The organism is Marinomonas sp. G8-14 (assembly GCF_055808935.1).
Window position 1 is genome coordinate 1091858 of the sequence record NZ_CM147891.1, and the last position, 15376, is coordinate 1107233.

Genomic DNA, 15376 nt, shown 5'->3' on the forward strand with positions numbered 1-15376 from the left:
TTGTGACATGGCAAATCCGTTGCCATGTCACAAAGCCTTGTCATTACAACCCACGCAATAACAGCATGGGAGGCACTTTTAGCACAGTCCGACTGGCAAATACACCAATGGTTGCAATAACGCACACACCAATGACAGAGCCCAATACCCACAGTAATGGATGAACACTGGCTTGTGAGTTAAACACAAAGACTTGCAAACCAAACAAACACGCTTCAGCACCAAGCGCGGCAATAAGACCCGCAAAGAAGCCAAGCGCACCAAATTCTACTAAAAGAGCCTGTCTGACCAAGGCACTTTTTGCTCCTAACACTCGTAATAAGGCCCCTTCTTCCAACCTTTCTTCTAGCGTCGACCGTACACTTGCGAGCAGCACCAGAGCACCTGCACTCAAAATGCAAAACAACACAAGTTGAATGGCTTTTGACAACTGACCAATAATGCTCTGAATCTGCTTAAGAATGTCACCAACGTTCAAAATGGACACGGTTGGGAACTGTGACATCGCCTTATAGAATGGTTGTGCTGTCTTTTCATCGATAAATAAACTGCTAACAAAGTTGGCAGGATAATCTTCCAATGCACTCTTCGGCAACATCAGATAAAAGTTAGGTTGCATCGACCCCCAATCTACTGTGCGTATCGACGTAATCGGCAAGGTGATAATATTGCCCCCTATATTAATAGTAAGTTCATCACCTAATGAAAGCTTGGCTTCTTGAGCCGCTTTTTGTTCCACTGACAGCCCATTGGCCGAAAAATCTCCTGCCACCAGTTCATTGCCTTTTCCTATACTGTCCGACCAAGTAAGGTTTAGCTCTCGTTCGTACAGCTCAGGCTCTCCTCTTTCTTCTGGATAAAGCGCTTCGACTGACTCGCCATTGGCTTCGATAACTCGACCACGGACCATAGGATACCAATCTGATCGCGGTACGTTTAACGCGTCGGTCGCGTCATTGATGGACTCAATTTGTTCAGCTTGAACATTGAAAAGATAATGGTTTGGTGCGTCTTCTGGCAGCTGTTGTTGCCAGTCTGCAATCAAATTAGATTTCACACCGATCAAAATCAAGGTGAGCATAATAATAAGCGTGAACACCAACAGCTGAAATAAATTCGGGACCAATCGTCGATACAAAGACGCCAACCCAATTTGCCAGCCACTTGTTGCCCCCGATGTTAGCGAGCGGCCTAATTTAAATGCCATCCAACCAACACCAGCAACAAACAACGCAATCGCTGAGATCGCGACTGTCATAATGCTTGGCAATAGAAAACCATTGGTGTATAGGCACATTAATCCGTACATACCCATAAAACCAATTACGTAAATAAATACCGTATTTAGCTCAACCTTGGCATTTGGCTGCAATACCGACAAGGGCGAAATCTTTATTAAATGGGACATAAGTGGTAAACAAAACACCAGCATCGAGATGGCGCCAGTCGCAGCCCCAAGCCACAAACGAGAAACAGAAGGTTCTGGTAAGGCGGTAGACATTAAACCGGAAAGAATCGAAGCGATGAGTTCTTGTATTGCCCAACCAATTCCTAGGCCAATCAGCGCACCGGCTAGAAAAAGCGTAAAGAGCTGCTGAAAAAACACTTTACCTAATAATTTAGGCGTGGCACCAAGGGTTTTTAAAATAGCGACTTGCATCAAATGGCGTTTTACAAATCGAGCCGAGGCAAGCGCCATAGCCACACCAGACATGATAACAGCCAGCGTTCCTGCTAACAGTAAAAACGACTCAGCTCGGCCAATGGTATCACCAATACGCTCACCGCGCTGCGTTGGGGTCTGCCAACGTTGACCGTCGCTTAATCGCGGTGTAATCCAGTCTTCATATTCACTAAGCGCAGTACGCTCACCAGCCAATAACAGAGAATAGCGCACACGACTACCAGGAATAATCACGTTTGTAGAGGCAAGATCCGCCATGTTCATGACCGCACGCGGAGAGATCGCAAAGGCCGATGTGCTAGAGCCAGGATCGCGTACTAAATATTTTGTGACGGTGAAAGTGGCATCACCAACGTCAACTTGATTGCCAATCTGAACATTTAACAGACTGGCAAGACGTGAAGAAACCCAAATCTCGCCCGGTTGGGGTGACTCAGTCGAAGGTTGCCCTGATCCAAACAAAGTGTCATCAACAAGGTAAGCGCCTTTTAGTGGGTAGCCTTCTGTCACAGCACTTAGTTGGGAAAGCTGAAGCGAGTTATCAGCAAACATCATGGTCGTAAAAGAGGTTCGCTCCGCATAGCGTAGCGATAACGCCTCTGCTTTTACTTTCCACTCATCTGGTAGCTCATCATCTGAGCGCACCAAACGGTCCGCTGCCAATAAATTGGCCGATTCTTGTTCAAAAGATAATTGCAGGCGATCGATAAACAACCCAATCGAGGTGACTGTGCTCACTGAAATAACCAACGCCAGTAACAGCGTGAGAAGATCTCCACTGCGAAGGTCTCTTAACATTAGACGAAAAGTAAAACTCATAGGGATTTTTCCGTTAGCTGACCTGCAGACATCACTAATTGACGATCACACATTTTGGCAAGTTCATTATCATGAGTCACCATCACCAAGGTAGTACCTTGTGATTGGTTGAGTTCAAACAACAGCTTGATAATGAGCTTACCGTTTTCTTCATCCAAATTCCCTGTTGGTTCATCAGCGAAGAGTATTTTAGGGTTGGAAGCAAAAGCACGAGCAATAGCCACACGCTGTTGCTCGCCGCCAGAAAGCTGATTAGGGTAATGGGTCAATCGGTGTGACAACCCCACCTTGTCCAGTAAAACCTCCGCTTTCTTGCGGGCCTCTTTGTCACCTTTGAGTTCCGCTGGAAGCATGACATTTTCAAGTGCTTGCAAACTTGGTAACAGGTGAAAAGATTGAAAGACGAAACCGACGTATTCACCACGGATTAGCGCCCTGCGCTCTTCTGATTGACCGGAAAACGCTTGCTCATAAAGAAACACCTCACCTGACGTATTAACATCAAGTCCCGCTAGCAAACCCAACAAGGTAGACTTTCCTGATCCAGATGCCCCCACAATGGCGACCGACTCACTTTCCTTAATTTCCATATTAATTCCTTTCAATATGGTTAAATCTCCTGTATTTGACGTCACTGTGTGGGTTAAATTAGATACTTTAATCGCCGTATTGCTAGCCATAGTTATTCACTCTAGAAGGGTTCATATGTTTTTTAAAAGACAACTCAGAAAACTGCTCACAATCACAGCTCTGTTGTTTATTAGTTCATTCGCGTCGGCTTCTACTTTGCTTGTTATGGGTGACAGCCTTAGCGCAGCTTATAACTTACGACAACAAGATGGCTGGGTTAGTTTACTTGAAAATCAACTTTCTCAATCCCATCCTGATATAAAAGTAGTCAATGCCAGTGTCAGCGGTGAAACAACGCAAGGTGGTTTGTCTCGATTTAGCGCTCTCTTAACCACCCACAAACCAAGCTGGGTAGTATTAGAGCTTGGTGCCAATGATGCTTTACGTGGTTACCCGCTTGATCAGACCACATTAAATTTAGAAAAAATGATTGAGCAAGCTCAACAAGCTAATGCTGTTGTTTTACTAGTTGGCAACCAAATTCCACAAAATTATGGCCAACGCTACACACAAATGTTTTTCAACATGTACAAAGACATAGCAAATAAATACGAGCTTGCCTACTTACCTTTTATGCTCAAAGATGTCGCATTAAACAAAAATTTAATGCAGAGCGATGGCCTACATCCTAATAAAGAAGGCCAACCCATTGTACTGCAAAACATTCTGCCATATTTACAACCACTCTTAGACAAAAATAAGGAAAAGTAAATGAAAGCGGTATTTTTAGACAGAGGATCTTTTCCAAGTCATGTGTCCATTACCTTACCAGCTTGCATCAAGACGCTGGTTGAATATGAAAATACTGCTACAGAAAAAGTAGCAGAGCGCATTAAAGACGCTGACATTGTACTAACCAATAAAGTGGTACTGAAGCGTGATGCCCTTCACCAAGCTTCTAACTTACGCTTGGTTCAGGTCATGGCGACAGGCATGAATAATGTAGATTTAGAGGCGTGTGCACAAAGCAATATCGCCGTGCAAAACGTAGCGGATTATTCCACAATCAGCGTGCCTGAACATACTTTCGCTATGCTACTGGCACTAAGAAGAAACTTAGTCGCGTATCTGGACGATGTAAAAGCAGGTAAATGGGCTGATTCCGAGTATTTTTGTTTTCTCGACTATCCTATTAAAGATTTGTCAGGCTCGACCATGGTAATTATTGGTGCAGGAACTTTAGGCAAGAAAGTCGCGACCATCGCTTCGGCTTTTGGTATGAGGATCCTGTTTGCGGAACGCAAAGGCGCTACCATTATTCGAGACGGGTATGTTGAATTTGAAAGCGCTTTAAAAAGTGCGGACGTTATCAGCGTGAATTGTCCACTTACGGCAGAAAGTAAAAACCTTATTGGAAGCAGCGAATTCGCTTTAATGAAACCAGAGTGCTTGTTGCTCAATATCAGTCGCGGTGGCATTGTTGACGAGTACGCATTAAAACATGCCTTAGAACACGGTCAGATTTCAGGGGCGGCGTTCGACGTTGCCACACAAGAGCCCATGCCAATAGATCATCCCCTTCAGGCCCTTACGAAATCCCCCAACTTTTTACTCACCCCTCATATAGCTTGGGCCAGCAATGAGGCCATGCAAACCTTGGTCAACATGGCAATGGATAAAATAGCGTCTTTTGTCGATAAATCGGAGCATAGATGAGCATTGTAGATGCAACTGTTAACAGTATTTTAACGAGCCAAAACGTCGAGCCTGAGCCCCTAAGCATTTTATTTAAAGACGACCATATCGTTGCTGTTAACAAGCCTTCGGGCTTGCTAGTACACCGCACCAATTTAGCTAAGGACGAGGAAGATGCCGTTGTTCAACGTTTGAGAGATCAAACTGGGCAATGGGTGTTCCCTGTTCATCGTTTGGATCGGGGGACATCTGGGGTATTAGTGATGGCATTTACCCCCGAGGTGGCGCGACGACTTTCCGCGCAGTTTTCGGCTTCAGAGACTCAGAAAACCTATCATTGCTTGGTAAGAGGCTTTTGCGATGAAGTGGGGGTTATTCATTACCCTCTGGCAAAACTTAACGAACAAAAGGGACGCTCACGTTTTAAAATAGAAGGCACGGAAAAAGACGCAGAAACACACTTCAAATGCCTTGTGCAGTATCAACTCCCAATTCCCGTTAGTCGATACGACGCCATGCGCTTAAGCTGGATTGAGGTCACACCTAAACAAGGGCGAAAGCATCAAATACGTCGACATTTTAAACATCAACTGCATCCACTTGTTGGCGACTCATGTTATGGGTGTCGTCATATCAATAAAGTGACAAAAGACATTTGGCCGGAAGATTTTAGACTCATGCTGCACGCGTCAAGCCTTCAGTTTTCTCATCCAATAACCAACCAAATAATAACAATAAAGGCTGAATTGAGTGCTGAAATTCTTAATGTTCTGAATAGACTGTTGCCTTATCAAGTATAGGTAAACCATGCGTAAACTCCTCAGCATCCCAACGAAAAACCAGACTATCGTGAATCTTTGAGGCAAGGTTTATGGCGTCTGTTTGAACTTCAAGAAATTCGAATCCGCAAGCAAGAAGCACTTTAATTGACGCTTTATTATGGTCTGATACCCGTGCATATACTTCTCTTATTCCATGGCTAGCCCAAATAAGCAGTAAATGCTTCAGGGCATATGTCGCAATACCTCTATTGGTAAAATGCTTGGCAATACGATAGGAAATTTCAATACAGTGTTTTTTACTGTCTAGAAATTGCACACTAAAGCGCCCAATGAGGACATTATTAGGTAGGCACACAAGATACTGAACACCATTGAGCGTGCTGCTGAGCAATGGCTTAAAGTAAGCCTCTGTTTGTCGGCACAGCATTTGATAAGGTAGAAAACGAGCAAACCAAGCTCTATTTCGAAACTCGAAAAGCATAATATTTCGTAAGTCTGCTTCCGTTCCTTGACGAATAGTCAGTATTTTTTTCATATCCGCATGGACACCTTATTATTGGCGCTGTTTTAAGCTTAGCGTAATTATTAATAAAAAGCGGAATAATACATTTTATATCTAGATTGAAATGATAAAATATTTTCATTCCATGAAAGAGAAAGGCTCTAAAGTTAATGAAAAACAGCAATTTAGTTTATTCAACCGATCAAGGGCGCTTGTGTCCTAGCTGCGAACGTCCTGTTTCTGACTGTCATTGTAAAAACGAAGCTATAGTTGGTAATGGCAAGGTTTTGATTGCCTTAGAAACTAAAGGTAGAAAAGGCAAAGGAGTGACTATTGTCTCAGGACTTCCTTTGACAGAAGATGCATTGAAGGCATTAGGGAAAAAATTAAAAACTCAATGTGGTACCGGTGGAGCAGTAAAAGAGGGGCGCATAGAAATTCAAGGAGACAATCGTCAAAAAGTGAAAGAGCTTCTTGAAAAAGAAGGATTTTCAAGTAAATTTACGGGAGGTTAATGGATCTAGAAAAGCATCCGAGTTACTATGTTTTCTAGTGTTTACAGCGTAAAGTAACCCTGAGTAGGTTATAAAATCGAAGCCGTGATGTGGCCGAGCTTTCAATATAAATTACCACCAACGAAATGGGACGTCTTTGGGTGATAAATGGCAGCAGAGGTTCCGATGTTCCAACACAATATAAAGCAAGCGAATCAGCTAATGCGATCAGCTATTCCGCTTATGGTAAAATTGGATATTCCCCCAACCCCTTATAATTATGGGATTTGGTATGAATATGCGTCCAATCGAAATCCCAAACTTAATCAAGTCGTCGATCGCACTCTACGCCGATTTGGCGGTTTGCCTGCGTTTGTTTCAAGAGAGCTTTTTCATGAATATTTATTGCCTGAAGAATTTCAGCAGGCAGATCGTCAAGGAACGGCGCTAAAAAATCTAACAACGAATTTAGAAACAGACACAACACAGGTATCAAACGAACTGCAAAAATTGAGCAACACGCTCAAACGCTCAAAAAAAGCGCTGACCAATCTGGACGACCCCAAACAACTGGAGCGCCTTGCTCTTGTACTTGAGCAAGGCGCTTTTAAAGCAAATCAAGCCATAGAGCACTTTAGCCAATCGCTACAGGCGGTACAAGAAGAGCTTGCTTCACTAAGATCTGAGCTATCTCACGTCAAGAAAAACGGTGAACTCGATGCTCTGACATTGCTGGCAAATGAAAAAGGCTTTGAACGCGCCTTATTTTCTATGCTTCCCCATGCTGAAGATGATCTAACCCTACTACTGATTGATATTGATGATCTTGGTGGCATTAACCAAGAATATGGCAATAAAGTCGGCACGTCTTTAATTCGATACATTGCCAAACTTTTGCTCTCATCTTTGCCAGAACAGAGCTTTCTTGCACGCTTAAATGGCGGCCGTTTTGCCATATTGCTTAACGAAACAGAGCTAAGCATGGCCACTCAGTTAGCTGAATCCTTGCGACAGGAAGTAGCCGCTCAAAAAATACGTTATAAAAATACCAAGATGCTGCTTCGCCCTGTGAGCATATCGATTGGTGTGGCAACTTTATTTGGTGATGAAAGTCCAACTGAATTGGTAGAGCGAAGTCCCAACACTATTTATTGTACGCAAAACACTCTGGCAAAAATCAAATTGCTCACCACGAATAAAAAATGACAATGTTTAAGGTAGTTGAATGATAGATAAATTGGAAAAAATAGGCCTTTCCCACTTTGAAGTACGCGACTATGAGTGTGACATGCAAGGTATTGTAAACAATGCCGTCTATCAAAATTACTTAGAGCATGCTAGGCATCTGTTCATTAAAGAAAAAGGCTTGGATTTTGCTGAAATTACAAAGCAAGGCATCCATCTGGTATTGATAAAAGCGGAACTTGAGTATAAGCGTTCGTTGAAAAGTGGCGACGTGTTTTACATTGAAACTCGTGTTGAAAGAGAAACAAAATTAAAGCTCGCCTTTCATCAACAGGTTTTTAGAAGCCAAGATGATCAGCTGATGCTAAACGCAAAAATGACTGTTACTTCTACCACACAAGCAGGTCGCCCAATAGTGTTTGAACAAGCTGATCTTTTACTTGCTCATTAACATATTGTCATTTTTAAGCATCATCCAGTTGCAGCACAATCAACAATACAAGGAAACGCATGCAGGTATTAGCAGGCCCAATACTTCGAAGAATGACAACAGAGCGACTGACATTTTGGTTAATAACCAACACCCCTGTTAGCGCTTCTCTCGAATTGCTGCAAAATCAGGAACAGATTCTAGCATTACAACAAACACAAGTAGCGGACTTTCATAGTCAGCTCAAAGCAGGTGATAATCTATACGTCCATTTACTGGATATTAAGCTAGAGCATACTCTACCTACGAACACGATCATTCATTACGATCTTCGTCTTAACGGACTGGACTGGACCCACTGGGCAAAGAATTTGGTTTATCCTGGTCATGCATTACCTTTTTTTGTGTTACAGCCAAAGATAAACAACTTACTACATGGTTCTTGTCGTAAACCACATCATCCAAGCAAAGACGGTTTATTGAGAGTTGATGAACTACTCGAAAACACACCGCCGCTTGAATGGCCAAGTTTACTTATGATGAGTGGAGATCAAATCTATTGCGATGATGTCGCCGCTCCTATGTTATGGGCAATCCATCAGCTTGTTCCTAGTTTTAACATGCCTAATGAATCACTGCCTTGCGTGGAAATAGATAATTCTCAAGCGCTGCATCAAGATAATGCCTACTATTACGCAAGGGAAACGCTTTTACCGGCAAATGAAGCCAACCGAGGCATGTTGGCGCAAGTGTTTGGCGGTGTTCGTAAGCCAGTATTTACGACAGATACTGCCCAAAATCATCTTATTTCCCTAGGGGAAGTATTAGCCATGTACGTTCTTGTCTGGTCTCCTGCAGGCTGGGAGTCATTACTTGAGAAAAATGGCTGGGGAATGCCCTCTGGTTTGACCGAGAAGCAGAAAACAGATTATTTACAACGGCAAGCCATACTGCAAAACTTTGTAGAAGGTTTGCCAAAAGTACGTCGTGCCCTCGCCCATCTTCCTGTGGCCATGATCTTTGACGACCATGACATAACCGATGATTGGAATCTAACTGCGGCTTGGGAGCAAACAGCTTACAATCACCCGTTTTCCGCCCGCATTATTGGTAACGCGTTGTTTGGATATTTAATTTGCCAAGGATGGGGAAATTGTCCAGAACACTTCTCTCCTCAACTCATCAATGAGGTCCAGCATGTTCTAGCAAGACCTGGAGGTGAAGAACACGATGATTTTTTACGAACATTGTTTGGTTTTTCACAATGGAATTACACATGGCAAACAACGCCACCTTTGGTCGTTCTTGATACTCGTACTCAGCGTTGGCGCTCAGAAAGATCACTAGAAAGCCCTTCAGGCTTAATGGATTGGGAGGCGCTAACAGACCTTCAGCAACAGCTTAAAGGTTTAGGCGCCGTTATTATGGTCTCGCCCGCCCCCATTTTTGGCGTGAAACTGATTGAAACCATTCAGCGTCTATTTACTTGGTTTGGTCATCCTCTGATGGTTGATGCCGAAAATTGGATGGCACACCGAGGTTCTGCGCATACCCTAATGAATATGTTTAGACATAAGAAAACCCCAAAGCACTTTGTGATTTTATCTGGCGATGTACATTACTCTTTTGTGTATGACATTCAATTACGTGGCAGCAACAGAGGGCCAGATCTATGGCAGATTACCAGTAGCGGCATCAAAAACGAATTTCCCAAACGATTATTAGACATCTTTGACCGCACAAACCGCTGGCTATATTCCCCTAAATCCCCACTAAACTGGTTTACTAGACGACGCCGCATGAAAGTTATCCCACACAAACCTGAAACAGCAGACCACGGTGAACGCTTACTCAACGCTTCCGGAGTCAGTTTAGTCAGATTTCATTCCGATGGATCACCTCAGGCGGTTATACAACTGTGCTCGGATGGAAGAGACATTAAATTTATCCTCTCAGAAGAAGACGCAACTTGGGAATAAGAGAGAGAAAGGCACTTTGTATTGTTATGGAAAATCTCTATAAACCTTTTACTGATTTCTACAATACGCCCGTGTAAAGTAACTAGATAATCATAGTTGAATTAAAAAAACCGCCTAGGATATAACCCTAAGCGGTTTTTATGATGTACTTTATGCAGTACAAAATCAAAAATCACTCTGTAACCCTTGATTTTACTGGGATAATGGCGGTGAGCAAGAGATTCGAACTCTTGATGCCTTTCGACATACACGCTTTCCAGGCGTGCTCCTTCGGCCACTCGGACAGCTCACCAAAACTTTTATACGCAGTGCGTAATTTGTGCGCGTATATTAATTATGAAGACTAGAGATTGCAACCCATTTTTAAAAATAAACCTTAAAAATTAATCTCTTACCCACGTTAAGTGCGACCCAATATCAACTTCAGGGATAAAAGCAGCTTTTTCATTGGGCGTACCGACATAGATTAAGCCTACAATTTGATCATTTTCATCCAAGTTTAATAATTCTTTGGTTTTTTGCGTGAAGCATGCTGGACCACTTCGCCACATGGCACCATATCCTAGAGCATTTAATCCCAATAAAACCTGCTGCGCTGCCGCAGAAGTAGCCATCACCTGCTCTATCGCAGGCACTTTAGGATGGGTTTGAACTTTTGCATAAATCAGAAGCACAGCTGGAGCGCGATAGGCTTTTTTAACAAAGCCCTCTTTTTTACTCTCTGGCATTGATTCCACTTCAGATAAAGCATGATGCCAGTAGATTTGTCCTAACTTCTCGCGCCCTTCTCCTTCAAAGATACAAAATCGCCATGGTTTAAGGTTCCCATGATCCGCCGCACGGCTTGCCGCACTCAAAACCAATTCCCATTCATTTTCAGTCGGCGCAGGTGCATTAAGAGCAGGCTGAGAAACACGGTTGCGCATAAAGCTTATAAATTCTTTGTTCATAAAATATTTTATTCCGTTAACATGAGGCAAAGCGTATATTTAAAGTGCATTTTGCCATTACTTAATGATAATGAATATCACAATCGTCAGTTTAAGGTCTAGGAGTTTTTCATGCAAAAGTGGCTAATTTGGATGTTGATTGAATTAAGCACTCTTTTACTCTTGGGCAGCCTTATATTTTTGTGGCTATCGCACACCCTCGGCAAAAAAATTGAGCAAGAAAAAAAGAGAGTCGCTGAATCCACGAGCGATTTAACCGTATCTAATGAGTCTAAGTCCTATAAAAGGCTAGCACAGTATCTCAACACGCAAATTCAATTCGCCGCGAATGCTATTTCTCCTAAAATAAGCGCCCATGAAACAAACAGATTAAAAATCTGGGGAACGATACTAAAAGCAGAAAGAGCAATCCTCTTAAATCAAGTTAGTGATAAGCCGAAGACCATTCTAAATCGCTTTTTATCTAGCTTACTCTATGCTTTATCTGCCCCTAAATTGCAGACGACTGACCCAGATGAGTTACATCAAAACCTCAAGGACATGGAAAGCGAGTTCTTCCAAACAGCTGAATTGCTAATAACGAAAGAGTCTCTTACAAAACGACAAGCCCTCCTAAATGATGATTTGCAAAAAAACATAGATAGAGCCAAAAGTCGTATCCTTCAATTAAACACAAAGCATGAAGAGCAAAAACGTCTTGAGAAAGAAATTAGTGTGCTAAAAACTAAGATTGAGCTTTTAGAGCAGAACGCCGCTCAAAGCCAACTTCCTGCGTCAAATTTTAGCTTAGAGGTTCCAACGGCTCAAAAAATAGAAAAACAGATTCGCGATGCATCTTTTAAACAAATATCAAGTTTAAACAGCCTGTCCAATCGCCAAAAAATGGTCATTGATCAGCTAAAATCAGAAATAGAAAAAGCTTATAAAAACAATAATCCAAGCAATTCCCTTGAAGCACAAAGGGTTGCTATTAAGAAGCTGGAACGCATATCGGAAGAATCCCAAATGCTCATATTGCAGTTAGAAGCAGAACTGCAAACGTCTAACCTATCAATCCTTTCTTTGAAGGAAGACATTAATGCCAAAGACGCAAAACTCGCTGAAATTGAGCAACAGCTTGCTCGCAGTAATGAAACTGCCATAGGTAATCTTCAAGCGCTTAACGCGAATAAAAAAGAAACACTTGTTTCTCTTCGAGATGAACTCAATACAGCGCTTGAGAGTAGAGCAACAGATAGCCTTATAGAACAGGATAAAGATACAAAAATGCTTGAACGCCTTCTTCAAGAATCTGAAACTTGCGTAACTTTATTGGCTCAAGAACTTGATATTGCAGAAGATACCAATGATCAGTTAAAACAAAAAATTGGGCAACTTGCTTTAAGTAAAAATGTGGTTTCATCAAATTTATCCAAACCACTTTTTGAGCAAAGAGAAAGAAATAGGCAGTTGGTGTTAATAACCACGGAATTAAAAAATAAGGTATTAAACATGGCGTCCAACAAAGACTATCAAGCTCTTAGGGTAAGCTACAACAAAAAGAGTCTAGAGTGCGACCGTTTACAACTGGCGTTTTCTGATTTAGAAATGAAATATTTGGGGACGCTAAACGAATAGCAATCCCCATTGCATATTTAACGCTGAATTTGAAAATTCAACATGCGCTGTAGTGGAATCAAAGCTTTTACTCTCGTTTCTTCTGCTACATGAATCTCACCCGAACCATCTCTTAGAGAGTTACGAAGCATTTCTAAACTGTTTAATGCCATCCAAGGACAATGTGCACAACTACGACAATTCGCCCCTGAACCAGCGGTAGGTGCCTCAATGAAACGTTTCTGAGGAGACGCTTGCTTCATTTTGTAAAAAATACCTCTATCGGTGGCAACAATAAAAGTATCGTTTGGCATATTCTTTGATGCATTAAGAAGCTGCGACGTTGAACCAACAACATCTGCCACTTCGACAACCGGTTCAGGCGACTCCGGATGAACAAGCACAGCGGCGTCTGGATAAATAGATTTTAAATCTAAAATTCCTTTTGCTTTAAACTCCTCATGCACAATACAGGCACCATCCCACATAATCATGTCTGCACCCGTTTCTCGTTGAATGTAGCCACCAAGGTGTTGATCTGGTGCCCAAATAATTTTTTCACCTTGATCAACGAGATGGTTAACTACGTCCAGAGCGATACTAGAAGTGACAACCCAATCCGCACGCGCTTTTACCGCCGCAGAGGTGTTTGCGTACACAACAACCTTACGATCTGGATATTGGTCACAAAAAGCAGAAAATTCTTCAATAGGACAGCCAATGTCTAGTGAGCAAGTCGCTTCTAGCGTTGGCATTAAAATGGTTTTTTCTGGGCTTAATATTTTGGCCGTTTCACCCATGAATTTAACACCAGCAACAACCAATGTCTTAGCTTCATGATTGGCACCAAAACGCGCCATCTCTAACGAATCAGCAATGATTCCGCCAGTCTCTTCTGCTAATTCTTGAATAGCATCTTCTGTATAGTAATGAGCTACTAGTACAGCATTCTTTTGCTTGAGCAAAGATTTGATTTCAGCACGAATTTCATCGCCATCGACAGATTGTATTTCAAGACTTTTTTCGGCTTCAGATAGGTATCTTTGAACAGTGTCGCGAAGTGCTGCTTTATCGTAAAGTTTAGACATATCATTACCCCTTAAGAAACTGGGAGCGGAATGAGTGTTTTTTGGTGGGTCGTACTGGATTCGAACCAGTGACCAATTGATTAAAAGTCAACTGCTCTACCAACTGAGCTAACGACCCAAAAATCACAAAAGGAATAAAACATGTTGGTGGGTCGTACTGGATTCGAACCAGTGACCAATTGATTAAAAGTCAACTGCTCTACCAACTGAGCTAACGACCCAACGGGTTGCGTATAATACAGAGCCCGCTGAGGAATGCAAGCTATTTAATTTTACTTAAATAACCAGCCGCTAGTTGAGCAGCTTTTGTATCAGGAAAACGCCTGATAACATCCTGTAAGTACAACTTAGCATTTGCAGTATCACCAATCTGATCGCTAACAGTGCCTAACTTGTACAATGAGTCTTGTTCTTTGCCATGACCTGGAAAACGTTGAATCACAGTAGAAAAAGCGTCTAATGCTTCTCTAGATTTTCCTTGGACTAATTTCACTTCACCTAGCCAATAATAACCATTTCCGGTTAGAGAATTGTTAGGGTAAGTATTTACAAAATTAGTAAAAGCGGTCTCAGCTTGATCAAATTGTCTTTCACGAATCAAGTTGTACGCATTGTTGTAGGCTTGTTGAGACTCTTCAGTAGGTGGCTGCAGACTAACAGGCGCTAGAGGAGAAGTAACGAGTGTATTAATGGGAGTGTTTTCTATTTCATCGGGTATCTGTTCTGTTTGCGCAATCGGAGCCACTGAATTATTCGGCTCGTTTGCAGGAGCTGACATCAGTATCGATATGCGTTTATCAAGATCTATATAACGATCCCTTTGACTCTCTTTCATTAGCCTTAATTCATGCCCCTGCTCTTCCACTTGTCCACGAAGGCTCTGAACCTCCTGTTGCAGTGTTTCCAATTGAAAGAGCAAGTCAGCAGCAGCGTTGGCTGACAAGCCACCACCGCCACTTACCTGCGGAATTTCAGCCATTGCAAATGGTGCTGTGAGACACAGCACCATTGCAAAAGAGTGAATTTTCACATCTTTTTTGAACATTATTCGTAACGTACTTCAACTCGACGGTTTAACTGCCAAGCATTGCTGTCATGACCGAAGGCAACAGGAACTTCTTCACCAAAACTTACTGTTTCAATTTGTGAAGCAGCAACGCCTTGGATAGTCAAATAACGGCTAATTGCTTTAGCACGACGCTCACCAAGAGCCATGTTATATTCACGAGTGCCACGCTCATCAGCATGACCTTCTAGAACAACACGCGCATCTGGATTTGAAACAAGGTATGCAGCATGTTTAGCCAAAGCTTCACGAGATTCTGGACGTACAATTGATTTATCAAAATCAAAGTAGAACACAGTCTCTACACCTGCCAAAGAATCCATACCTGTATCTTTTTCTTCAACAATAACGCTAGTCGTAGCGCTATCTTGACCAGCACCGTATGCTGAATCAGTGTTTGCTGCTGAACTAGCGTTTGCATCTTCAGCAACAGTTGAAGAATCAGTATCAGTTGCTGTTGTGCTACAACCCGCGATCCAAGCTGCAGACAATCCAATTACAGCAAACTTACCTAGTTTGTTTACACTCATTATTCA

General features: G+C 42.4%; 15 protein-coding genes and 3 tRNA genes. 8 read left to right on the forward strand and 10 right to left on the reverse strand.

Annotated features, from left to right (window positions below):
* Positions 1 to 43: 43 nt before the first annotated feature.
* Both AC0L6V_RS05515 and AC0L6V_RS05520 read right to left on the reverse strand, forming a co-directional pair.
* Positions 44 to 2503, reverse strand: coding sequence for an ABC transporter permease (locus AC0L6V_RS05515; RefSeq protein WP_418138828.1), 2460 nt, complete (start codon positions 2501 to 2503; stop codon positions 44 to 46).
* Complete coding sequence (locus tag AC0L6V_RS05520) at positions 2500 to 3183, reverse strand: ABC transporter ATP-binding protein (RefSeq protein ID WP_265221123.1); 684 nt, start codon at positions 3181 to 3183, stop codon at positions 2500 to 2502. Before AC0L6V_RS05520 ends, AC0L6V_RS05515 begins: the two co-directional genes overlap by 4 nt.
* Before the next feature lie 25 nt (positions 3184 to 3208).
* On the opposite strand from AC0L6V_RS05520, the gene AC0L6V_RS05525 reads away from it, so the two are divergent.
* The 3 genes from AC0L6V_RS05525 to AC0L6V_RS05535 are packed head-to-tail and all read left to right on the forward strand — an operon-like array spanning position 3209 to position 5568.
* Positions 3209 to 3844 (forward strand): arylesterase, encoded by a 636-nt coding sequence (locus AC0L6V_RS05525; RefSeq protein ID WP_265221122.1) that lies wholly within the window; start codon positions 3209 to 3211, stop codon positions 3842 to 3844.
* Positions 3845 to 4789 carry a D-2-hydroxyacid dehydrogenase gene (locus AC0L6V_RS05530; RefSeq protein WP_409419499.1) on the forward strand — a complete coding sequence of 315 codons (945 nt, stop codon included), beginning with the start codon at positions 3845 to 3847 and terminating at the stop codon, positions 4787 to 4789.
* Positions 4786 to 5568 carry a pseudouridine synthase gene (locus AC0L6V_RS05535; protein WP_265221120.1) on the forward strand — a complete coding sequence of 261 codons (783 nt, stop codon included), beginning with the start codon at positions 4786 to 4788 and terminating at the stop codon, positions 5566 to 5568. The genes AC0L6V_RS05530 and AC0L6V_RS05535 overlap by 4 nt, the downstream gene beginning before the upstream one ends.
* Here AC0L6V_RS05535 and AC0L6V_RS05540 read toward each other — a convergent pair.
* Positions 5531 to 6085 carry a GNAT family N-acetyltransferase gene (locus AC0L6V_RS05540; RefSeq protein WP_265221119.1) on the reverse strand — a complete coding sequence of 185 codons (555 nt, stop codon included), beginning with the start codon at positions 6083 to 6085 and terminating at the stop codon, positions 5531 to 5533. The genes AC0L6V_RS05535 and AC0L6V_RS05540 overlap by 38 nt on opposite strands.
* Before the next feature lie 137 nt (positions 6086 to 6222).
* Between AC0L6V_RS05540 and yciH the strand changes: the two genes are divergently transcribed.
* From yciH to AC0L6V_RS05560, 4 genes are all read left to right on the forward strand, one after another.
* The gene (gene yciH, locus AC0L6V_RS05545; protein WP_265221118.1) at positions 6223 to 6567 is read left to right on the forward strand and encodes a stress response translation initiation inhibitor YciH; all 345 of its coding nucleotides are present in this window, start codon (positions 6223 to 6225) and stop codon (positions 6565 to 6567) included.
* Positions 6568 to 6714: 147 nt separating this feature from the next.
* Positions 6715 to 7752 carry a diguanylate cyclase domain-containing protein gene (locus AC0L6V_RS05550; RefSeq protein WP_418138829.1) on the forward strand — a complete coding sequence of 346 codons (1038 nt, stop codon included), beginning with the start codon at positions 6715 to 6717 and terminating at the stop codon, positions 7750 to 7752.
* A 19-nt stretch (positions 7753 to 7771) separates the two neighbouring features.
* Positions 7772 to 8182 carry an acyl-CoA thioesterase gene (locus AC0L6V_RS05555; protein WP_265221115.1) on the forward strand — a complete coding sequence of 137 codons (411 nt, stop codon included), beginning with the start codon at positions 7772 to 7774 and terminating at the stop codon, positions 8180 to 8182.
* Between the two features lie 59 nt (positions 8183 to 8241).
* Positions 8242 to 10140 carry an alkaline phosphatase D family protein gene (locus tag AC0L6V_RS05560; protein ID WP_265221114.1) on the forward strand — a complete coding sequence of 633 codons (1899 nt, stop codon included), beginning with the start codon at positions 8242 to 8244 and terminating at the stop codon, positions 10138 to 10140.
* 204 nt (positions 10141 to 10344) lie between these two features.
* Here the strand turns inward: AC0L6V_RS05560 and AC0L6V_RS05565 are convergent.
* Both AC0L6V_RS05565 and AC0L6V_RS05570 read right to left on the reverse strand, forming a co-directional pair.
* Positions 10345 to 10432, reverse strand: a tRNA-Ser gene (locus AC0L6V_RS05565).
* 91 nt (positions 10433 to 10523) lie between these two features.
* The gene (locus AC0L6V_RS05570; protein ID WP_265221113.1) at positions 10524 to 11090 is read right to left on the reverse strand and encodes a nitroreductase family protein; all 567 of its coding nucleotides are present in this window, start codon (positions 11088 to 11090) and stop codon (positions 10524 to 10526) included.
* Positions 11091 to 11201: 111 nt separating this feature from the next.
* On the opposite strand from AC0L6V_RS05570, the gene AC0L6V_RS05575 reads away from it, so the two are divergent.
* Positions 11202 to 12707, forward strand: a complete 1506-nt coding sequence (locus AC0L6V_RS05575; RefSeq protein WP_265221112.1) for a coiled-coil domain-containing protein — start codon at positions 11202 to 11204, stop codon at positions 12705 to 12707.
* Between the two features lie 17 nt (positions 12708 to 12724).
* On the opposite strand, the gene nadA is transcribed toward AC0L6V_RS05575, so the two are convergent.
* The 5 genes from nadA to pal all read right to left on the reverse strand — a co-directional run bounded on the left by nadA (position 12725) and on the right by pal (position 15370).
* Positions 12725 to 13774: a quinolinate synthase NadA gene (gene nadA / locus AC0L6V_RS05580; RefSeq protein ID WP_265221111.1), complete on the reverse strand. Its 1050-nt coding sequence runs from the start codon at positions 13772 to 13774 to the stop codon at positions 12725 to 12727.
* 42 nt (positions 13775 to 13816) lie between these two features.
* A tRNA-Lys gene (locus AC0L6V_RS05585) sits at positions 13817 to 13892 on the reverse strand.
* A gap of 27 nt (positions 13893 to 13919) precedes the next feature.
* Positions 13920 to 13995: transfer RNA gene (locus AC0L6V_RS05590), tRNA-Lys, on the reverse strand.
* A gap of 41 nt (positions 13996 to 14036) precedes the next feature.
* Positions 14037 to 14819 (reverse strand): tol-pal system protein YbgF, encoded by a 783-nt coding sequence (ybgF, locus tag AC0L6V_RS05595; protein WP_265221110.1) that lies wholly within the window; start codon positions 14817 to 14819, stop codon positions 14037 to 14039.
* The gene (gene pal, locus AC0L6V_RS05600) at positions 14819 to 15370 is read right to left on the reverse strand and encodes a peptidoglycan-associated lipoprotein Pal (protein ID WP_265221109.1); all 552 of its coding nucleotides are present in this window, start codon (positions 15368 to 15370) and stop codon (positions 14819 to 14821) included. The genes ybgF and pal overlap by 1 nt, the downstream gene beginning before the upstream one ends.
* Positions 15371 to 15376 lie beyond the last annotated feature (6 nt).